Genomic DNA, 19547 nt, shown 5'->3' with positions numbered 1-19547 from the left:
GCTAGATCCTTGTCGAGTTACCCCCATGGGTTTCTGAGCAGGTGCGTGGTTGTCGACCTCAGCAGCGAACGATGGCAATGACTCAGGGGAATCGTTCGATGATCGCTGCCACGATCTGATCTGGTGCGTCTTCCTGAATGAAGTGCTTCGCCCGACGGAGTTCAACGATGTCGAGTTCGGTGAATGAGGAGCGAATCCGCGGGATGCACGCCTTCGGCCGGAACACCATGTCCCGCATGCCCCATATCGCCAGAGTCGGTTTGTCGCCGAGGCGGGCAGGTACCTCGTGGGCGAGATTCTCCAGCAGTGGGCGTGCGGCGCGGATCTCCCCGGGCATGACCGCGAGTCCGCGCCGGGCTTCCTTCGTGGGCTGCACCATGCGGTAGTGGTCGGCCTCGACTGCGGTCAGGGTGGGGCCGGTTCTACCGAGTAGGAACTGTTCTACGAGAAGGTTCTGTTCGAGGATGCGCCGTTGCATGGGGCGGCTGCTCATGATCATGCTGAACGCCCGATTCGCCAGCGGCTCGATCGGCCAGAACACGGTGTTGCCCAGCACGATGCCCTTGACGCGATCTGCGCGCGTGGTCACCGCGCCGAGCCCGATGGGGCCACCCCAGTCCTGTCCCATCAGGACGAAGTCATCGAGCTGCAGATGGTCGATCAGCTCGCCTACGACTGCCGTGTGCTCCGAGACCGTGTAGCTGAAGCCGGCCGGACGCTCGGACAAACCGAAGCCCAGGTAGTCGACAGCGATGCAGCGATATCGATCACGAAGGCCCTTCACGATGTGGCGGTAGAGGAAGCTCCAGGCAGGAGCGCCATGGCAGAACACAATCGGCGGCCCCGTCCCCTCATCGATGTAGTGAACCCGACCGGCGGACGAGTCGAACCATCGCGATTCGAAGGGATAAAGGATCGGGTCGGGAACGAAGTCGATCATCATTGCGCCCTCCTCCTGGCCTGCGCCGCATCCTGTCGACCTAACCCCACATCGCCACTACAGGTGTAGAGCCCTCACGGTGCGAGACTCTACACCTGTAGCATCGAGTCGTGTCTTCGAATGCGGCAAGTGGCAGTGAGCGGCGGGAGGCGATCGCCGACAGCGGGATTCGCATCATCGCCCGCGACGGTGTTCGCGCCCTGACGCATCGGGCTGTCGACCGCGAGGCGGGCATACCGCAGGGATCGACCTCCTACCATGCAAAGACGCGGATCGCGCTTGCGGAGCTCATCGTCGACGCGCTCGCCGCCCGTTCGAAGGCTGACGCCGAAGAACTCGCCGACTCTCTGAACACGGCGTTCGAGCGCGAACACCGGCTCGGCGTCGAAGAGCTTGCCGCGCTGATCGCAGGACTCGTCGAGACTCTCGCGTGCCGCCGCGACGACATGAGAGCCCGATACGCCCTCATCCTCGAACTCGATGACGCGCCACGCATTCGAGCAAAGTTGACGGCAGAGTCCGAAGTCCACGCCATCACCCAACAGGTGACGGCGTCGGCCCTGACCAGAGCAGGACTCCCCCACTCAGACGCGCACGTCGAGGAACTGATCGCCCTCACGGACTCGCTGGTGTTCTACCGGACCGCCATCAACGAGACCGTCTCTCTGCAGACCATTCTGGCCGCCTACCTACACGGCACAGCCTTGGCCTAACTTGATCTTCAACCTGTGCGGCGAGGTCGCGGGGGCATCGACTTCCTGTCCGGGACGTGGCGGGTTTCGGATTTGCGGACTGTGTGACGTCGTCGCCGAATCGAACAGCAGCAGCGGGTACCGGAGCCTCGTACGCGGGGCGTGCGGGAACACCTTGCGCATGACGGGGTCCGGCCTCGTCGGTGAAGCGGAAAGCAGAAGGACTCACCGGTGGCCGGGTCGGTGAGTCCTTGAGTGCGGGTGATCAGTGGGACGAGACGAAGCCAGCTGACTGGTCGAGGTGGAACGGCGAGCCGGGGTTCTCGGGCGTCCAGCCGGCGGTGAGAGCGGTGAGGATGCTGTCAGCCACCTGGGCGGGCAGGACCGGGCTGCCAACTGTTCCGAACCAGTTGCTCGGGTGCGGCTGGTTGGTGGTGACCACCAGTGTCGTGCCGGGAGTCTGGGCGTGTTCGACCGCGTAGGTGAGGGGTGAATGGACCAGGCCCTGGTCGTAGGTCGGCCGTCCGCGGAGTCGCCACCGGTAGGCGGTGCCGTCCACGATGATGAGCCGTGACCCCTTTTTGACCAGTGCCATGTCCACATCCTTTCCCATGTGACAGTAGTGAACGGCAGCTGTTCGTGTCGCGCCGATTCCGGTCGGGGGTGTCAGCTTCTGCGCATGGGGATCACGTCCCGGCTTGCAGCGGGGTGTGCAGTAGGTGTGCCGGGCAGCCGCGTTGGAGTTGCCCTGGAACCTTCGGCCATCCGCCGTGGTTGCCCTTGGACGCGGCGATGACCTGCCCTTCGAGGGTCTTCTCCCGAATGTAGTTGCGCTCGATCTGCCCGGCCACGGCGAGCATGGCACCTTGATCCGGGTCCTGATCTGCTCGGAAAAGACCCTGTGGCACTCCGCCCGGCGCAGGGCTTCGAGCTGGCTCGCCAGCTCCTGCCGGGCGGTCGACGTCCTCGCGTACCCGCTCCGGACGGGCCGCTCGGTGCGAGGCGGGCGGGGCCTTGACCGGCCGAGGGCCCGGCCGCAATTCGCTTGCCCTGGTCACGGGTCGACGCTGCACTGTGGCGGGACACCACACGTCGTGGTGTCGGCATCCCGGAAAGGCAGTAGCGGCAATGGAGATCCGTCCCACGACCGACCAGGACCTCGAGGTCTTCGTCGACACGATCCTTGCCGCGTTCGGGCGCTTCCGGGAATCCCCGGCCGAGGGCAACGGGTTCGTGTGGTCGGCGTACGAAATGGACCGCAACCTGCTCGCCATGACGGCGGACGGGCGGCCCGTCGGCACCACTGGTGCGTACTCCTTCGAGCTCACCCTGCCCGGTGAGATCCTCGTGCCGGTCACCGGAGTGACCGCCGTCGGTGTCCTGCCCTCGCACCGACGCCAGGGCCTACTCAGCGCGATGATGCGGCATCAGCTCACCGAGCTGCGGGCCCGCGGGGAGTGCCTCTCCGTGCTGCTGGCCTCCGAGGCCCCGATCTACGGCAGGTTCGGCTACGGACCGGCGACCTACACGGCGCGGCTGACAGTGCCGCGCCACCGGGCCGCCCTCGCCGTTCCCCGGGCGCGCGGAGCGGCCGACGCACCAGCGACCGGCTCGGACAACGGCTCGGTCGAGGTGCTGCGGCGTGCCGAGTGCGGAGAGATCCTGGAAGAGGTCTACGACCGGTACCGCCGCGCACAGCCCGGCGCGCTGTCCCGGCCGCACCGCTGGTGGGCCTTGGGCGCGGGGCAGCCCCCCGTCTCGCCGGCACCGCGCTACGTCGCCGTCCACCGCGACGCCGACGGCGTCCCGGACGGGTACGCCAGCTACTCGCTCGGCGAGCACGAGACCTTGACGGTCGACGAGACCATAGCCACGGACGACGCCGTCTACACGGCCCTGGCCCGGTTCGCACTCGGACACGACCTGGTCACTCAGGTCGTGTTCAAGCACGTCCCGCCCGACCACCCGCTGCGCTGGCAGCTTGCGGACTTCAACGTCGGCCAGGTGAGCGGCGACACCGACTGGCTCTGGGTGCGGCTGCTGGACATCCCGCGGGCGCTGACCGCGCGCGGCTGGTTCACGGACGGCGAGCTCGTCCTCGACGTCGAGGACCCGTTCCTCGGCGAACACGGCCGCTACCTGCTGACCGTCCGGGACGGCAAGGCCGACTGCGTCCCGACGGACCGGGAGCCCGACCTGTCCCTGGACGTGCGCGACCTGGGCTCGGTCTACCTCGGCGGCACCGCCCCGAGCACGCTCGTGCGTGCCGGACACATCCGGGCCCACCGCCCGGGCGCGGCCGCCCTCGCTGACGCCCTCTTCCGCGCCGAGCGCTCGCCGCACTGCCTGCACTGGTTCTGACCGCGCGCTCGCCGACAGGATCACCGCGGCGACCAAGCCCTGACCGCCACCTTGCGGCTGGTGTCCGAGCCAGGAGATCGACGCCCGCGTGGTCATCCGCACCGGCAAGAAGAACCGCCAGCACCCCTCGCCGGCGCCGCATGCGCCTCCTGCGCGAGCACGACGAACAGACGCTCACAGACTTGGCTCCCGCCCCATGACCAACGGCCCCACCATCCCCAGCCCGAGGTCAACGGCCCAGTGATCAGTTCTTAGCGTAAATGCTCGGCCGCGAACTACTGGAGGTGCTCAGCTGCCGCTCCGGCGGGAGCCAGCCTTCGCCCACCGGGCGGTTGCCCGGCGGTTTGTGGCGCGGATCAGTACGGTGACCAGAGCCGCCAAGTCGAGAGCGCCGTCTGGGTCGTCCGCGTAGCGGGTGGTTTGCAGCGGCCCCACTTCGTCCAGGCGTACTCCTTCTCTCTCCAGGACGTGGGCGAGGACCAGCAGTGCCAGGCGGGCGTTGCCGTCCGGGTAGGGATGGAAGAAGGCGATGTCGAGGTACGCCCTGGCCGCGCGGGCTGTCAGGGGAACCGACGGGTCGGCGCTCTGGTACAGGCAGGTGGCGAAGTCCTGCCAGGTGTGGGGCGTGAGCCCGTATCGTTCCCGGCCGCCCTTGGCGAAGGCGTCGCTCTGACGCAGACCCACCTCGTTCACGCCGAGGACCAACTTCTGCCAACTGGTGAGGAGGGTCGGGGTGAGCGGCTCTCCCCGTGAGGCCGCTACGCGGGACAGGGTCATCGCAGCGAGGAGCCGGTCGGCGCGATCCGGGTCTCGAAGGCGGACCGGACCGTCGAACCACGCGGCGAGTCCGTCGACGGCCGGGATTACCGGTGCCGGGCTCACGCTCGCGGCCGAGGCCCAGTCGACCTGCTCCCTGACCGTGCACCACACCGCCAGCGCGTCATCGTTCACGATAGAACCCGCGGCCGGTCAGGCGGATCGCCAGGTCCTCCCCCACCGTGTCGACCAGGGTCGGGGCGGGCGCGACGTGGCTCTTGAACCGGCCGCCGATAGCGGCTTCCACCGCCTTCCGCGCCTCTTCCGGTCCCATGCCGGTGGAGGTGAGGAACCAGGTCAGCGTCGTCTCGCAGAGCCCGTACCAGGACGACTCGGCGTGGGTGCTGCTGACGACCGCGGTGACCAGGCGGGTCACCGCGCGTTCCAGATGCCAGCTCCGGTCCTCGCCGCCGGCATCAGGATGCGGTGCGAGCTGCTCGAACCGCTCGGCCACGTCCTCCAGCCAGTCACGCCACTCCAGCAGGCAGGTCACGACGCGCCCGGCGGTCTCCTGCGCCTCTCCGACCGAGTCCGAAGCGCAGCACCAGGCCTCGACGGGACCGCCGTTGTGGACCGAGTAGTCCCAACCGCAGGCCCACCGGCCGTAACGGGACACCAGAAGCGCAGTGACCTCGTCGGCGAATCGAAAACCCGCCATCCGGTCGCGATCAGCCGTCCGGTCGACCTCGGAAGGCACCATCGGGACGACAAGCGCCGTCAGCCGTGCCGCCTCGTCGTCGTCCCAGTCGAAAGCGTTCCGGCCGGGGTCGGCGACAGCCCAAGGCAGCGACCAGGGTCGTTCGTGGTCGATGGACGTGGCGTACCCCCGAAGTCAAGCGTGACGGAACAAGTGACTGATCATCTTCACCAGGTCGAAACCTGTCACCCCATTTTGTCACCCCTGCCGCCCGGCTCCCGTCACCGGCCCGGGACCCGCCCACCGCACAGGAATGATCCGGCCGATCAGGTTTCGTCTGGAGTGTTCTTGGCGAGGTACTTCCACCATGGGCTTACCTCCGGTTGCCGGTCATCCTGCTGTCGCTGTTTTCCGCGAGCCCCGAGGCGGGCGGTCGGTCCCGGTGCTCGGCGCGCGGGTCGATGCCGAGGCGAAGGGCACCGCGCGCGTGCTGGCCGGGTTGGCGACCCATGCCAGACCTGTGGAGCGGACCCTGGCGCTACGGCAGGCCGCTGCGGCTGCCGGCGAGTTGGTGGCCGCGCTGTCGGCTCTGGCTCCGGCCGTGGTCGGTGAGGGGCTGCCGGCGGAGTCGATCAGTCAGTCGTTCTTCCGGGTCCGTGAAGAGGAACTGTCGGATCAGCAGGCGGCCCTGCACGGTGTCCTGGTCGTCCACCGCGGTCTGGAAGACCTGTGTGAGGCTCCTCTGTCGGGCGCCGACCTGGCCCTGGAGGCAGCCGCGATGCGCCAGGCGGTGCTCGACCTCACCGGCGCGGCGCCGGGCGACGACCGTGACCCCGTACCGCTGGTGGCCGTCCCCGAGCCTCCCGCGGGGGCGTCGATGGAGGAGGTGTGGAACGCTCGGTGGCTCATCGGGCACCAGGTCCACGTCCTGTTCAACATCTGCGCCGCGGTCGCCGTGGCCGACGCGACCCGCCTTCTACGGCACGGCGACGTCGATGCCGCTCTGCCGCGGCTGGCAGATGCGACCGCGTACGTACGGGGCTTCCCGGCGGCCATGACCCACGCGAGTACGGTCCCGGCCGACTACTACATGGCGGCGATACGCCACACCATGGCGCCCCCGTCGGTGGACGTCCCGTTGAGCGGGCGCCAGCATCGCGGATACAAGCTATTCCGGGCGGCGATGAAGGACCTGTTGTCCGTGGTTCCCGACTCCTACGCGCAGTTGGCGGGCCGCGCCCCGGAGCTGGCCGAGGCACGGGGCGCGCTCCTGGAAGCCGACATCGTGGACGGTGAACGGCACGTCACCCTCGCGTACTCGATGGTGCATCTGCATCGTTCCATCGCTCAGAAACCGGAAGGCCCCGACAACGCCGTCGCCGAGCTACGGCACATGCGCCATCGCCGCGCGGCCCAGTACGCCTCCCTGATCCGGTTCGGGGACCACTACATCGCCGAGGCCGTGGCCGGCCTGCGCCGCCCGTGAGTCCGCGTGTCCGCCGCCCCCGCCCCCACACCTCCGGCAGGAGACCCTGACCCCGATGGCCCATACGACGCCCGGAACGCCCGGCACTACCCGAAGCCCTGCCGTGGCAGCCGACTGGGCACTCGGCCCGGCCGATGCCGGCGCGTGCGAGCGGCTGGCCCGCACCCTGTGCGCCGGCGAGCACGACCAGGTCGACGATCCCGAGTGGGTGGCCCGGGCCCGGGACGGCTGGGAGGACCTTCCGTTGCCGCTGCGCCGTGGAGTGCGCCGATTTCGAAGGCACTCCGGCCCGCACGGCACCTTGGTGATCGGCGGCCTGCCCGTCGATCCGGCGGCCCTGCCCGCGACACCGTCCGTACCCGGTTCGGTCCAGCGCCGGGCCACCGTCCCGGCCGCGGTGCTCACCATGGTGGCCTGCGGGCTCGGCGAGCCCCTCGCCTACCGGGCCGAGAAATCCGGCGCCCTCGTGCAGGACGTCGTGCCCGTGCCCGGGCAGGAGAACTTCCACGGCAACGCCGGATCGGTGCCGCTGTCCTTCCACACCGAGAACGGCTTCCACCCCCACCCACCCGACTACGTGGTCTTCCTGTGCCTGCGCGCCGACCACGACCGACGCGCCGGCATGCGCGTCGCCGGCATCCGCCAAGCACTGCCGCTCCTCACCCCGGCCAGCCGCCAGACCCTGTTCGCGCCGGAGTTCATCACCACACCACCACCCTCCTTCAACCCCGATGCCGCCGCGAGCGAGCCCGGCGTCAAGCCCCGACCGGTGCTGTCGGGAGCGGTCGAGGATCCCGACATACGGATGGCTCAACTCGTCACCACCCCGCTCACCCCTCGGGCCGCCGCGGCGCTGACCGAATTCGGCCGCGCCTGCGAGACGACCGCCCGCACCCTGCGCCTGAACCCGGGCGACCTGGTCATCATCGACAACCGCGTCACCGTCCACGGCCGCACCGCCTTCCACCCCCGGTACGACGGAGCGGACCGCTGGCTGCAACGCACCTACGTCACCACCGACCTGCGCCGCTCCCGCGACCACCGCCCCCACGACGGCCACGTACTCGCCCGCTGACCAGCCACCGACGACCAGCCACCGACGACCAGCGACCAGTCCCACGGCAGGTGTTCACGCACGCGGTGAACGTCTTCCCCGCGTTCCCCCGGCCTACGTTCGTGGGGGGCCAAGTTCCGCGCCGGGCGGTGGCACCCCACCACCGCCCTCGGCCGCGCCGCGAAGAAGGAAGAGGCCCGGACGCGCGCCGAGAAGCTGGTCGATGTTCACATGCCGCTCGATATCTCTGATAGGGGCTCATGTGGTCGGAGCGGGCAGTCCAGGATCCGGCCGTCGACTGTTCCGATGAGCAGGTGCCCCAACGGCGTCACGGCGAGGGACAGTGCGGTGGTCGGGGCTCCTTCGACCTCCAGCTCGGTGTGCCATCGCACCGTACCGTCGTCGGCGTCCAGTGCTGTCAGGGCACCGGAGTTGTAGGCCACGTAGACGGTGTCCCCGTCGGTGTCGACGGCGGTGACGGGATGATCGGCGCGGTGCTGCCACTGCACCGCGCCGTTCAGGGATCGCCGCACGACGTAGGCGCCACCGGATTGAAGCCCGCCACCGTCGTGGACGGCGCCGGCGTAGACCAGGGACTGCCCGACTTCGACCGCCGGACCCCCGAAATGATGCTCTTCCGGTACCCAGGAGTGCGGGAAGAGCCGCCGCAACGTCCCATCGGCGCCCAGCGCGGTGACCCACTTGTCCTTGTGCGGCTCGTCCGGGTCGGTGCCGACCAGGACGTACGGGCGGCTCGCGCGACGGACGGCGAACGGGTGGTCGAACAGGTCGAAGCCGCCGACCTCCGGACCGTCACCCTCCTCCGGACCGGCCTCCGGACCGGCCTCCGGACCGTCGACGTCGAACATCAGCAGTCGTTCGGGACGCTTGCGGCGACCGCCCAACTCCCTGAGGACCGTCCTCCGGTCGCCCGCGACGAGAACCGTGAACACGTCCGGGCTCAAGGTCTCCAGCACTTGCCCCGTGTCGACGGCGATGCGGGCCAGCCGGGGCGGGGACGTCTGCCAGCGCCGCCCCATGGGGCGACCGCGGCGTTCGGCGTTGGTCCAGAGCGAGGTGCCGTCGGAGGCCGGAACCAGCTGTCGGCCGCCCTCCTCGTCCTCGACCGTCCATTGCAGGTCTCCTGACGGGAGCCACGACTCCGCCAGGACCCCGTCCAACGCGGCCAGCACGCGGCCGTCCTCCGTACCTTCGACGGCCCACACCCGCCGGCGTACGGACCAGTGGCGACCGGCCGAGGCCGCGAGGTCCGCGAGGATTCGGCGGGCCTCCGCGCCGCCGTCCGGCCGGACCACCGGTTCCGCGGGAGCATCCAGCTCCTCTTCCTCGACCGCCCCCGGCCCGACGGCGTCCCAGTCCGGGCGGGCCACGACGACCGCATGCCCCTGCTCGTGCGCCCGGGGGTTATCCCAGTCGTCCAACGGCGCGAGGACGAGACGAAGCGCCGTCTCACTGCGCCATTCCACGCCGAGCACCTCGCGCGGGTACGGCAACGCGGACACGACGGCGCCCGAGTGGAGGTGGATCAGCAGCAGCTCGCCCTCGAAGGAGTAGCCGCCGTCGTAGCGCCCGGTACCCACGGCCAGCAAAGGGAGAACGGGGTGGAAGTCAAGGGACCGAACGGGGTACCGGGACCGCACCAGGTGCCGGCACCGCAGCCCGTCCCGCTCGTAGACCCCGATCCGCTGCCCCGTCCACCCCTGGTCCGCGGTACCGCTGCCGCTCCACTGGACGTGCCCGAGGTCACCGCCGACGGCGACCGTCCGCGAGCGCTCGTCGAGGACGGCCAGCGCCGGTTCCCCGATCTCGGCGAAAGGGCCGTCTCCGAAGACGCGTCGGACCATCGACACAGGGGTGATACGGGTCATACGGGCCATACGGTGTCCCTCCCGGGGCGGTACGTGAACGACCGCCGTCACGGGAGCGCGCGGCACGGCCGCAGACCATGATCCCGTCGGGCTACGGGGGTGCACCAATGGATTTCATCCGGGCGAGGCGGGGCATCCGCTTGCGGCGATTCCAGCGAGCCGGGTGCGGCGCGGCTGGGGGCCGTTGGGGGGGGCGCTACGGGGGCGCTGTGGGGTCGACCTGCCTTCAACAGGGGCTCTCAATCATACATTTGGGCTATATGATCAAGCCATGTGTCTTGAACAGGGCACGTAGGTTAGGAGATTGCTTTCTATGTCCATCGGGACCAAGCTCGCCAAGAACGCCGCCGCTCTCGCGGTGGCGGGGGCGGTACTGCTGGGTACGGCGGGTGCCGCGAGCGCCGCCCCTGGTGCGTCCTATCTGGGATACGGCCACACCACCTCCGGGAGCGGTGTGTGGTGCGTGCAGCACAACATCAACTACCTCGTGAACCAGCTCTACGCCCAGGGCACCATCACGACGCCGCCGCCCTACCGCACCCTCTCCGAGGACAGCTCGTGGGGCCCGAAGACGGACGCCAACGTCCGGTGGTTCCAGAAGATGGTCAGCCTCGGCCAGGACGGCGTCGTCGGTCCGGCCACCGGCTCGCGCCTGCTCACCCTGGGAGACCAGTACTACAACGGCTCCCCGCTGACGGGCAGTCACGGCTACTGCTGGAACTACATCCCCGGCGACTTCAACTGACGATCCGTCGCCCCGGCGGCCGCACGGGACCGCTCCCCTTCGCTTTCGGTTCCCTCCTCCCCGCCTCCTCCTCCCTTCCTTCATTCGAGATCCCGAGATTGGGCAGATCCATCATGTTCAAGAGGCTGAAGTTCGCTTCCGTCGCACTCGCCGGCGTCCTCGCCGCCACCGGCCTGACCGCAGCCACCGCGTCCCCGGCCGCAGCCGCCCAGACGTGCCCGTGGCCCTACGTCTGCTTCCTCGACTCCAACGAGAACATCCTGACGATGTACAAGGACGTCGGCTGGCAGAGCACCAGCGCCAAGACCCGTACCGCCCGCTGGGTCACCAACGCCCGGCACGACGACTGCGCGTACCTGCAGTACGCGAGCGGATACGTCGACCAGATCCGCCCGGGACAGACCTTCGGCCTCGGCTCCAGCGTCGTGTCGATCAACATCACCAACGGCTGCCCCTGAACCACGGCGCGGCCCGGCCGGTCCATCACCGGCCGGCCGGGCCGTCCTGGTCCCGCAGCGACGCGAGAGACGCGGGGGACGCGAGAGATGTACGGGACGCAAAGCCATCGGGCACGGCTGCCGGGGTGCTGGCCTCGCCACCGTAGAGCTCGATGACCTCCGCGACGTGTTCCCGCACCTGGGATTTCGGGATCGCGGAGCACCCCGGCGATGGTCCTGGTGAGGCCGTCGATCCCGTTGTGGCCCGCGATCACCACCAGTATCCCGCCGGCCTCGCGCCGCACGCGCGCGTCGTCGTCCGCCGCGAGCGCCAGTCGAACAGGAGACTGGGGACCTCGGCCCGGACGCGCGCGCTCGGGTGACCCGCGTGCCGCAGCCCTACGGCCTCCAGTTCCGGGTGGTCCATCTCGCCCAGCATCCGGAGCACCCTGGCGAGGACCGCCGGGTTCTCCTCCCCGTCATCGGTGGCCCAGGCCACGAGTACGTCCGCCGTCTCCTTCGCGAAGGTGTTCTGCCCGCCCGACCGCTTCATCAGCAACCGGTAGGGCCGCAGCCGGTAGGACTCCAGGACGGTGAGGACGAACAGCCGGTGCTCCGGGCCCGGATGGTGCCGGTGCGCGACCACCGCCGAGAACGTCTCCGCCCCGATGCGCAGGGTGAGGACCGTGGTGACGGACGACGCGACCAGCGGTTGCCGCCGGTCAGCGTGACGGCAAGCGGGGTGCCGGTGGAGTTCTTATTGGCCGAGCCGACCGCGCTCGGAAACCCGCCCACGGCCGGTCACCAACTGGCTGGACTCCCCCGATGGACGGCGACGGTTGATTTGCGAGAGCCACCGCTACCTCCTAAGGGCGGGGAAGGTTCCACCTGTTCTGCGGCGCCCGCCCTCGACAGTCTCTAGTGGTGCCATGCCTCACCTCCGACGTTGTGGATCATCCGCTGCAGCACCTTGAGGGTGACCAGGTACTCCTCATCGGTGATGCCGTCGTGGGCTTCCTTTCGCATGGCCGTCTGGCGCTCTGCGCACTGGCGGTAGACGGTGTCTCCCCCAGGGGTCAGCTGAAGGCGGTTCTCCTTGTCGAGCGCGAGCAAGTCCCGGGCGAGGAGGTCGTCGATCTCCCCCGCGAGCGCGGCACCCACGTCCAAGTACCCCTGGAGGACCATCGTCACTTCCGCCCGGGTCCGGCCGTTCTCGCCGGAGGTGACCTGGTTCAGAACCCACCACTGGGGCTGGGTGACATCGAACTGTGCCAGCCCGGCGCGGATGTTCGTGACAACTGCTTTGTGAGCGGCCCAGCTCCAGTAACCGATCGGCTGCTTGACCAGCTCGGTGTCGTTGTGCGAGTACTCCATCGTTCTGCCCTCACCATCTGGGGATCTTGACTGGTGAGAATGAACGTAGAACCTAAACCAAACATGAGGTCAAGCCCTCGACAGTTGGTTGCGCCTCTCTACCAGTATCAAGCCCCGAGCTGCGCGCCTCCAGGTGTCCGGGGCACGCTCGTCGTCCACGACCACAAGCGATTCGGCCGCGGCATCGATCTGGCGACGCCGGCCGAAGAGCCGAAGGCCAGCGATGTCGGCCTGGAGTCCTGTCTCCCAGCAGGCCCGGTCTTCCCCGTAGAGGAGCCGCCGACCAGTGCGACGATCCGGCGCGATCCGTTGACGGCGTCCTGGACGAGGGCGCGTAGCTTCCGGTCGTGCTGCCGCTCGATGTAGATCGGCAGTTCCGGCAACTCCGGCAGCTCCGGACCGCCGTTCGCCGTTCGCCGTCTCGACGCGGATGGCTCGGTGGGCCTCCAGCGCGTACGGGTTGGTGAGCTCGCCGATGGGCCGGCCCTCCGGGCGGGCATCGGTGCGAGGTACGGGTGCCGGCGGCCCACCTCGATTGACCGACGGCGTACAGCTGCCAGTCAGGCCGGATGCAGCACCGCCGAGGCGATCTCACGCACGCGGTCCAGGGTGATCCCGGTGCGCTGTTCGACGGCGAGCGGGTGGTCGGTGGGCTCCAGCTCGATCGAGGGCCGCTTGCCGATCGGTCGCGTGTGGGCGTTGGTCTTCAGGTCGGTGGTGCCCTCGGAGTAGAGCGCGAGCTCGGTGCTGAGCCAGCCGAAGTACGGCTTCTCGGTCTCGCGGCCCTCCATGTTCCACACCTCAAGGGCACGGCTGAAGTTGTCCCTGCTCAGAGAGATCCAGATGCCCCAGGAGAAGACGTCCTGGCTGCCGATCACGGGTATCTCGATCAATCCGCTGATGAAGAAGTGCTGGCCCCTGATCACGCACTGGTCGGACGACAGCATGCTGTCGGGATCGTTCGCGAAGCTGGGATCCCAGGCATCAGGGGCCGTGGTCGAGTAGCTCATGGGGAGCTCGGCATGGTGGGCACCGCAGCAGGAGCACGTGAAACCGAGATCGTTAGACATGGCCCGAGCCTAGCGACCACCCGCGCCATCGCCTTCCGCGCCCCGGGGCGACCTCACTCTCCAGGAAGGACAGCATGAGCGGCGGCTTGCCGAACAAGTGCCGAGCAGGTGGAGGTGTGGCGGTCGAAGGGCCGTGACGGTCTACCGAAGGCGCCGGTCAGCGAGGGTGGGCGGTCCGCGCGAGCGCGAGTACGCCGAGGGTTGCGGCGGCAACGGCGCCCATGGCCATGAATCCGCCGCGCGAGCGCCAGGAGAGCACCGAGAACGTCGACTGCGCGGAGAGCAGGGAGCCCGCGCTCATCCAGGAGCCGGTCGAGCCGACGGAGAGCGCCGATCCGATCGAGCCGATCGACAACACGCTGCCGACCGAGCCGATGGAGAGGACCGAGCCCACGGAACCGATGGACAGCACCGAGTCCTGGGACCACAGGGAGAGAGATCCGTAAGCCATGCGGGTCATGCTGCCACACCCGTGATCGGCGCGGCAGGTCCAGCAGCGGGTCCAACAGCGGGCTCGGCAGCTGGGGGGAACCACCGCGGAGGACGGTATCCGGGCATAGATCCGGGGAAACCGGCTAACCGGGCCGTTCTTGAGTCCCCGCGCCTGAAGCGATCATGGCGTTCTGCCGGTGGGGTCGCGGTGCTCGGACCGACCGACACCACCGCCGGCCCGGAGAACTGATGCCGCGCCACTTCGTCGAGCGGACGGGGCTGCCGCCCTGCCCGCCGGCCAGTTCCAGATGCACGACTGGACGTCACTACCCCTCATCCGGTTTTGGTGTCGTCGAGCCGTTCGAGGCGCGCCACGTTCTCCTGGTCCTCGGGGTCCGTGCTCGCCGCGGTGGTGAACCAGGCGTCGAGGATCTCCTTGAGGAGCGGTTCCGAGGTGAGGCGCAGGCTGAGCGCGAGTACGTTGGCGTCATTCCAGCGGCGCGCACCGCCGGCCGTGTAGGCGTCTGTGCACAGTGCCGCCCGTACGCCGGGCACCTTGTTCGCGGCGATCGACGCGCCCGTACCCGTCCAGCAGCACACGACGGCCTGGTCGGCGTTTCCGGCGGCGACCTCGCGGGCCGCCGCCTGCGAGCAGGCGGACCACTGCGGATCGTCACCAGGGCTCAGCGCCCCGAACGTCACCACGTCGTGTCCGCGTTCGCGCAGTTGCCCGAGGAGGGCGCGAGCCACGGGTTCGTCCATGTCCGAGGAAACGGAGATCCGCATGCCCAGAGACTACCCGCGTGGAACGGACGGTCGCCGCGAGCCGCGCGATGAGCGCCTCGGCGTGACCGGGCGGTACCTCACCCCCTAACAGACCGCATCCTTCCGCGAGCATGCCCGCGTGCAGACCGAACGCCTCGGCCGGGAGCGGGGCCGCGCCTCCCGCCAATACGCTGTCGCAACGGGGAACGGATCTTCGAGCTGGAGGCGGCAGGTTGTTGACGTGGTGGGAGACGGAGGGCGGCCCGTTCGTTTTGGTTCCGCGAGATGCGTTGTCGCACTGGTCGGGAACGGAGGGCGACTACGACCGGGCCTGCGCGGTGATGGATCTCGTTGGCGTTCTCGAACTACCTGACGGAGCCGAGGCACTCGTCCTCGGTGACGAACCGCTCTCCACCGCCTACCTTCCCGAACATCGAGTCCTCGCCCGCTGGTGCTACGCGGAGAGTGCGGAGGGCGTCGCTGACATCATCGTGGCAGGGCTGACCGCAGCCGAGTGGGACGAAGGACCCGTTCTGCACACCTCGGGCGGGCTTGTCATGTTCGACGCCGCGTACTTCGGTAACGAGGTCGGGGCACTCGTCGACGGCACCGTCCTCGATCTCGGTGCCGGCCGCTACCGCGTGGACTCGGCAGAAGTCGAGCCCGACGACCTCACGTCCTTTCGTCTGCACCGATTCGTCGAATTGACCTGACCAAGGCTTGTCCGGCAATGCTCCCAGAACTGAGCGCGGGCCTTGGTGGTCAGCCCGCGTCGGCTTCCGCACTCCACATGGAGCAGAGTTGCGCGCCGACGCGGAGGCACCGCGCACCACGGCCGTACGGTGCCGCGCGTGCGCGACCGGGCTGGCGCAGGTGGTCAGGTGTCGCGTCCGACACCGCGATCGGGTGCGCTCATGTCCCCGGTGGCGGGTGTGCCGTCGGCGAGCCCGTACCGCAGGTACACGGTGCCCTTCGGGCTGGCTGCCGGGGGTGCGAGGAGCGTGACGTTGGTGGGCACCTCGCCGCCGTCGAACACCTTCTTCCCGACGCCGAGCACGATCGGGTGCAGCCACAGGTCGAGACGGTCGAAGAGCTTCTCGCGCAGGAGGCTCTGTACGAGGTTCAGGCTCCCGACGACCTTCACGTGCTCGTGCCGGTCGCGGATCTCGCGCACCGCGTCGGCGAGGTCCGGGCCGAGCTGCGTGGACCCGGCCCACGAGAGGTCGGGCCTGCCGCGGGAGGCCACGTACTTCGGGACGCTGTTGAAGAGCGTGGCGATCTCGTTGTCCTGGCCGCCCTTCTGGTGCGGCCAGTAGGCGGCGAAGAGGTCGTACGTCCGCCGGCCGAGCAGGAGGGCGTCCGTGCCCTCGTAGGCGGCACCGATCTGCGCCCCGGCGACCTCGTCCAGCAGCGGCGCCTGCCAGCCGCCGAACGGGAATCCCACCGGGTCCTCGTCGGGGCCGCCAGGCGCCTGCGCGACGAGGTCGAGGGTTGCGAACAGCTCGATGTGGATGAGGCCCATGTCTTGCTCCCGATGAGTCGGTTGTCTCCGTTGTCTCCGTCCAGAGATAGACCTCTGGGTGCCCACGGACTCAGCGACACGACGGTACGAGGACGCCCCCGGCCGAACCACACCCGCACGCCCTGCGCCCGCACCGATCCGCCCGCGACAACTCCCGCCCGAGCCGTAGGATCGTCGTGGAACGAAGGCGTACGCGTTCGCCGTTCACACCGTCAGAGGTCCAGGGGGGCGCCATGACCACGACGCCGGACGACCAATCGCCTGCGCACGGGGCTCCGGCGGTGCCAGTCGAGGAGCACAGCGGCCTGCGGCGGGTATGGGAGGGGATCAAAGAGTTCGTAGGGGAAGCGGTCGGCGAGGTCATCCTGCAGGTGCTGAGCTGCCTACTGCTCGCGGGGGCTGCTCTTGGAGCGCACTGGAGCTGGAGCCGGAGCCCCGGACTCACGCTCGGCGCCGCCGCCGTGCTGGTCATCGGGACCGTCGCCGCGGTCACGGCCTGGCGCCACCCCGGACCGCTTCGAGCGAGACGGATGGGAGCGACACTGCTGACGGTCCTTCTCGCTCTGGCCCTCTGGTTCATCCTGTACGGAAGTAAATGCGGGTGCATCTGACCAGCTCATGCTGGCATCACCGTCGACGACCGACCTCAGCGGTGTCCGGCCAGCCCCCTGATGGAGCGTCAATTCTGGTCGTCGGACGGCGAGGCGTACGCGGTCTCCGTCGTGATGACAGGCAGCCGGTCAGGCCAGAGGGGCGGCCTCGTCGTGGGTCGGGCCGGCCGCGGACATGATGGCCTGCCAGGGGGCGGAGTCGAAGATGAGCGCGATCGAGGTGATCCGCCCGTCGTGGAGGTGGAAGTGCTCGGCCGTGCGCTGGGTGATGCCGACGGCCGGGGTGGTGTGGACGTCGTAGAGCAGGGTGGCCTCGGTCTCGCCGTACAACTCGCTGATCAGCTCTACGCCGGTGACGATGGACAGGAGTCCGTCCAGGCCGTCGAGGTGGCCGGTCGGGCTGTCGGAGGTGATGAACGGGCTGCGGAAGCCGAAGCCTTCGCCGATCTGGGCGGCGGCCGTGGTGACGTCTCCCCGGAATCGGGCCTCGTGGTAGGCCCTGACAGTACGTCGGGCGGTCATGTTGGCTGCCGAGTCGGTGGTCATGTGGTGCTCCGTCGGTGTCGGTTCAGGGAGTCGGCGGCTCGTCGTGCCGGGCCTCGTTCAGGTACTGCTCGATGCGTTGCTGGTTCTCGACCACGCGCAGGCACAGGTCGCGGAACCGGGCGAGTTCGTCTTCGGTGAAGTTCTGGAAGACGGCGGACATGGCGCGCTGCGTCGGCTGGCGGAAGTTGTCCAGCCAGTCGAGGCCGGCTGGTGTGATCGTGGCGCGTACCGACCGGCGGTCGTGCTGGTCCTGGACCCGCTGCGCCAGCCCGTCCCGTTCGAGCGTGTCGACCAGGCCGGTGACGTTGCGGGAACTCACCCCTGCCGCGCGGGCCAGTTCGCCGATGCTCAGGCCCCGGTCCGGGGCCGTACTCAGTCGCGCGAGGACGTCGAGCGCCCCCGCGCTGAGCCCCCGTCCCCCCGCACCGTGCGAACGCAGCCGGTCGACCGCCTGTGAGGCCGACCGGACGGCTGCGGCCGTCTCCAGCGCGAGGGTGTCGTCCCCCGCCGCGAATGCCTGCATGGAGTCCCGGACTCCGGGGTCGTAGAGGAAGCCGTCAGGGTCACGTGCCAGGCCAGAATTATGTACGTGCTTCATAATGAAGCAGCACTCTACTTTGCCAAAGGCGGCATCGCCAGAGTCCGCCGCCGCGCGATGCCCGAAGATCCCACCCTTGCGGGGACGAGAGGCAGGCGATGTAGCCGCGCTGCCTCTGCGCACTGCTCTCGGCTCTCCGTTCTCACCTACGCAGCCACCGCGGCGCACATCGGCAACAAGGGCAGGTGTCAGGTAGCACGGGGGCCAGCTACTGCGCGCGGTCCTGCCGGCGCGCGAGGAGTTCGTCGAGCTTGGAGGCACGCTTCACCTCCGCGTTGCCGCGCCGGGCCCGGTCCGGCGGGTACGTGCCCGAGCCGTGCCTGCTGCACCCGGAGCAGGTGACCACGTACCCGTTCGCCAGGCTCCTGCCCGAGGACTTGTGGGCCCGGCTCGACGCCTGGGAGGAGGCCCTGGAAGAGGCGGCCGAGGAAGAGGACGACGGCAGCGCCGCCTAGGCCGCCCGGCTACCAGACGAGGCTCAAGGCCTGAAGGGGTCCTGGACACTCACCGGGTGAGATCCACCCGCCACTGCCGTGGCCACTGCCCCGACGGTGGCGGAGCTCCGCCGATTCCGAGGTCACCCCGCGCGCTGGCGTAGAAGGCATCACGAGCCTCGCTCGCCAGCCGATGAGCCTTGGTCCACATCTCGGCGTCGATCGGACCCTCCCGTATGAACACCTCGATGGTCCAGATCGACTCGTGCCAGCGCCGGGCCGCCGCGCCGGCTGCAACGGGTCGGCCACGTGCGCGAAGCCGACGGCGGCACCGATGCACTGGGCAACACGAAGCTGCGCCTTGAGGGCATTGGCGTAACGGCTGTACGTCTCGAACCTCTTCTCGTCCCACCGTTCCTCCCGCTGCCGCTTCCACCGCCGGCGCTCGGTCAAGCTCTGCACGGCGTAGGAGCCGAGTGAACCGACCACGACACCTAACAGAGCGGCAGTGAGAACGGTCAAGCTTGGCTGAGCCGCGTCAGCAGGGGGACAGGAACGGTGCAGAGGGCGTCGTACTTGCTGATGACTGCCCGCAGCTCGCGGGCTGTCCGAGGCGACACGGCCAGGAGCACGCGGTCGAGGAGTGCGCGGCCCTCCAGAGGATTGCCGCAGCAGTACCAGTGGACGTCGCCCCACGTGCATTCGTCCCACAACTCGCTCCGGGGGCTGCGGACGTACATCTGCCACCGGTCCAGGGCCAGGACCACGTCTCCCGGCTCCAAATGGTTCCGCGTGCGTTCGAGGCGGGTGATCTCCCATACCGCGCGCGCGGAGAGACCATCGAGTTCCAGCCCTGTCGAGTGCGTCCGGAGCTGCCGCGGGACGGCAATCCGGAGACGTCCTGGCCGTCTACGCGGCACGGACCCTTCTGTTCGTCGTCATGCGACACATGCTGCCACGTCCTCGAACGACGAGGAGCCGGGGGGGTGTGGGGGGGGGGGCCCGCGCGCGCCCGCGCCGCGCGCGCGCGCCGGGGGGTTCGGGGGCACCGGTGGGGGCGGCGCGGCGTCGTTGAAATCTGCGGGCTCGGACACAGAACCACGCTAGGTGGTATGTACCTTTTCAGCCCGTTTTGACG

At 69.1% G+C, this 19547-nt stretch carries 24 protein-coding genes; 9 read left to right on the top strand and 15 right to left on the bottom strand.

The annotated features are described in order from the left end of the window. Positions 1–82: 82 nt before the first annotated feature. Positions 83–943 carry a haloalkane dehalogenase gene (locus ACFXDJ_RS31325; RefSeq protein WP_384649103.1) on the bottom strand — a complete coding sequence of 287 codons (861 nt, stop codon included), beginning with the start codon at positions 941–943 and terminating at the stop codon, positions 83–85. Between the two features lie 107 nt (positions 944–1050). Here ACFXDJ_RS31325 and ACFXDJ_RS31320 point away from each other — a divergent pair, with 107 nt between their 5' ends. After that, positions 1051–1653, top strand: a complete 603-nt coding sequence (locus ACFXDJ_RS31320; protein ID WP_384649104.1) for a TetR/AcrR family transcriptional regulator — start codon at positions 1051–1053, stop codon at positions 1651–1653. 244 nt (positions 1654–1897) lie between these two features. Here the strand turns inward: ACFXDJ_RS31320 and ACFXDJ_RS31315 are convergent, their stop codons facing one another. Both ACFXDJ_RS31315 and ACFXDJ_RS31310 read right to left on the bottom strand, forming a co-directional pair. Then, positions 1898–2227 (bottom strand): hypothetical protein, encoded by a 330-nt coding sequence (locus ACFXDJ_RS31315; RefSeq protein WP_384649106.1) that lies wholly within the window; start codon positions 2225–2227, stop codon positions 1898–1900. 91 nt (positions 2228–2318) lie between these two features. Then, positions 2319–2492 (bottom strand): hypothetical protein, encoded by a 174-nt coding sequence (locus ACFXDJ_RS31310; protein ID WP_384649108.1) that lies wholly within the window; start codon positions 2490–2492, stop codon positions 2319–2321. A 268-nt stretch (positions 2493–2760) separates the two neighbouring features. Between ACFXDJ_RS31310 and ACFXDJ_RS31305 the strand changes: the two genes are divergently transcribed. Next, positions 2761–3993 carry a GNAT family N-acetyltransferase gene (locus ACFXDJ_RS31305; protein WP_384851003.1) on the top strand — a complete coding sequence of 411 codons (1233 nt, stop codon included), beginning with the start codon at positions 2761–2763 and terminating at the stop codon, positions 3991–3993. A gap of 288 nt (positions 3994–4281) precedes the next feature. Here the strand turns inward: ACFXDJ_RS31305 and ACFXDJ_RS31300 are convergent, their stop codons facing one another. After that, the gene (locus ACFXDJ_RS31300; protein WP_384851001.1) at positions 4282–4944 is read right to left on the bottom strand and encodes a Fic family protein; all 663 of its coding nucleotides are present in this window, start codon (positions 4942–4944) and stop codon (positions 4282–4284) included. Beyond that, positions 4934–5509 (bottom strand): hypothetical protein, encoded by a 576-nt coding sequence (locus ACFXDJ_RS31295; protein WP_384850999.1) that lies wholly within the window; start codon positions 5507–5509, stop codon positions 4934–4936. The genes ACFXDJ_RS31300 and ACFXDJ_RS31295 overlap by 11 nt, the downstream gene beginning before the upstream one ends. A 379-nt stretch (positions 5510–5888) precedes the next feature. On the opposite strand from ACFXDJ_RS31295, the gene ACFXDJ_RS31290 reads away from it, so the two are divergent. Further along, positions 5889–6932 (top strand): hypothetical protein, encoded by a 1044-nt coding sequence (locus ACFXDJ_RS31290; RefSeq protein ID WP_384850997.1) that lies wholly within the window; start codon positions 5889–5891, stop codon positions 6930–6932. Between the two features lie 55 nt (positions 6933–6987). Beyond that, the gene (locus tag ACFXDJ_RS31285) at positions 6988–8007 is read left to right on the top strand and encodes a TauD/TfdA family dioxygenase (protein WP_384850995.1); all 1020 of its coding nucleotides are present in this window, start codon (positions 6988–6990) and stop codon (positions 8005–8007) included. A 206-nt stretch (positions 8008–8213) separates the two neighbouring features. On the opposite strand, the gene ACFXDJ_RS31280 is transcribed toward ACFXDJ_RS31285, so the two are convergent. Then, entirely contained in the window at positions 8214–9875 is a 1662-nt protein-coding gene (locus tag ACFXDJ_RS31280) for a PQQ-binding-like beta-propeller repeat protein (RefSeq protein ID WP_384649120.1), read from the bottom strand. 313 nt (positions 9876–10188) lie between these two features. On the opposite strand from ACFXDJ_RS31280, the gene ACFXDJ_RS31275 reads away from it, so the two are divergent. Both ACFXDJ_RS31275 and ACFXDJ_RS31270 read left to right on the top strand, forming a co-directional pair. Then, a complete protein-coding gene (locus ACFXDJ_RS31275; protein WP_384649122.1) occupies positions 10189–10620 on the top strand; it encodes a peptidoglycan-binding protein in 432 nt (143 codons plus the stop codon). A gap of 113 nt (positions 10621–10733) precedes the next feature. Next, positions 10734–11078: a hypothetical protein gene (locus ACFXDJ_RS31270; protein ID WP_384649168.1), complete on the top strand. Its 345-nt coding sequence runs from the start codon at positions 10734–10736 to the stop codon at positions 11076–11078. 250 nt (positions 11079–11328) lie between these two features. Here ACFXDJ_RS31270 and ACFXDJ_RS31265 read toward each other — a convergent pair whose 3' ends face one another. The 5 genes from ACFXDJ_RS31265 to ACFXDJ_RS31245 form a co-directional block, all read right to left on the bottom strand. Continuing rightward, the gene (locus tag ACFXDJ_RS31265; RefSeq protein WP_384850993.1) at positions 11329–11703 is read right to left on the bottom strand and encodes a HEAT repeat domain-containing protein; all 375 of its coding nucleotides are present in this window, start codon (positions 11701–11703) and stop codon (positions 11329–11331) included. A gap of 272 nt (positions 11704–11975) precedes the next feature. Next, positions 11976–12431 (bottom strand): MarR family transcriptional regulator, encoded by a 456-nt coding sequence (locus tag ACFXDJ_RS31260; protein WP_384649123.1) that lies wholly within the window; start codon positions 12429–12431, stop codon positions 11976–11978. Positions 12432–12991: 560 nt separating this feature from the next. Further along, positions 12992–13501 carry a DUF2199 domain-containing protein gene (locus ACFXDJ_RS31255; protein ID WP_384850991.1) on the bottom strand — a complete coding sequence of 170 codons (510 nt, stop codon included), beginning with the start codon at positions 13499–13501 and terminating at the stop codon, positions 12992–12994. Positions 13502–13658: 157 nt separating this feature from the next. Next, positions 13659–13961, bottom strand: a complete 303-nt coding sequence (locus tag ACFXDJ_RS31250) for a hypothetical protein (protein WP_384649127.1) — start codon at positions 13959–13961, stop codon at positions 13659–13661. A gap of 305 nt (positions 13962–14266) precedes the next feature. Further along, positions 14267–14719, bottom strand: a complete 453-nt coding sequence (locus tag ACFXDJ_RS31245; RefSeq protein WP_384850989.1) for an RpiB/LacA/LacB family sugar-phosphate isomerase — start codon at positions 14717–14719, stop codon at positions 14267–14269. Positions 14720–14934: 215 nt separating this feature from the next. Between ACFXDJ_RS31245 and ACFXDJ_RS31240 the strand changes: the two genes are divergently transcribed. Beyond that, positions 14935–15411, top strand: a complete 477-nt coding sequence (locus tag ACFXDJ_RS31240; RefSeq protein WP_384850987.1) for an Imm21 family immunity protein — start codon at positions 14935–14937, stop codon at positions 15409–15411. A 164-nt stretch (positions 15412–15575) separates the two neighbouring features. Here ACFXDJ_RS31240 and ACFXDJ_RS31235 read toward each other — a convergent pair whose 3' ends face one another. After that, positions 15576–16220, bottom strand: coding sequence for a dihydrofolate reductase family protein (locus ACFXDJ_RS31235; RefSeq protein WP_384850985.1), 645 nt, complete (start codon positions 16218–16220; stop codon positions 15576–15578). Positions 16221–16453: 233 nt separating this feature from the next. Here ACFXDJ_RS31235 and ACFXDJ_RS31230 point away from each other — a divergent pair, with 233 nt between their 5' ends. Further along, positions 16454–16831, top strand: coding sequence for a lysine transporter LysE (locus ACFXDJ_RS31230; protein WP_384850983.1), 378 nt, complete (start codon positions 16454–16456; stop codon positions 16829–16831). A gap of 129 nt (positions 16832–16960) precedes the next feature. Here the strand turns inward: ACFXDJ_RS31230 and ACFXDJ_RS31225 are convergent, their stop codons facing one another. After that, on the bottom strand, positions 16961–17377 hold the full coding sequence (locus ACFXDJ_RS31225) for a hypothetical protein (RefSeq protein ID WP_384649137.1): 417 nt from the start codon (positions 17375–17377) through the stop codon (positions 16961–16963). Between the two features lie 22 nt (positions 17378–17399). Then, complete coding sequence (locus tag ACFXDJ_RS31220; RefSeq protein ID WP_384649138.1) at positions 17400–17975, bottom strand: MarR family winged helix-turn-helix transcriptional regulator; 576 nt, start codon at positions 17973–17975, stop codon at positions 17400–17402. Positions 17976–18226: 251 nt separating this feature from the next. Between ACFXDJ_RS31220 and ACFXDJ_RS31215 the strand changes: the two genes are divergently transcribed. Then, positions 18227–18430 carry a hypothetical protein gene (locus ACFXDJ_RS31215; RefSeq protein WP_384649140.1) on the top strand — a complete coding sequence of 68 codons (204 nt, stop codon included), beginning with the start codon at positions 18227–18229 and terminating at the stop codon, positions 18428–18430. A gap of 497 nt (positions 18431–18927) precedes the next feature. Here ACFXDJ_RS31215 and ACFXDJ_RS31210 read toward each other — a convergent pair whose 3' ends face one another. Continuing rightward, a complete protein-coding gene (locus ACFXDJ_RS31210) occupies positions 18928–19176 on the bottom strand; it encodes a hypothetical protein (RefSeq protein ID WP_384649142.1) in 249 nt (82 codons plus the stop codon). Positions 19177–19547: the final 371 nt, after the last annotated feature.

The sequence above is a fragment of the Streptomyces sp. NPDC059443 genome, assembly GCF_042750105.1.
GTDB lineage: Bacteria > Actinomycetota > Actinomycetes > Streptomycetales > Streptomycetaceae > Streptomyces.
The sequence above is the reverse complement of the archived record's forward strand: the minus strand, read 5'-3'. Positions and strand labels throughout refer to the sequence as shown.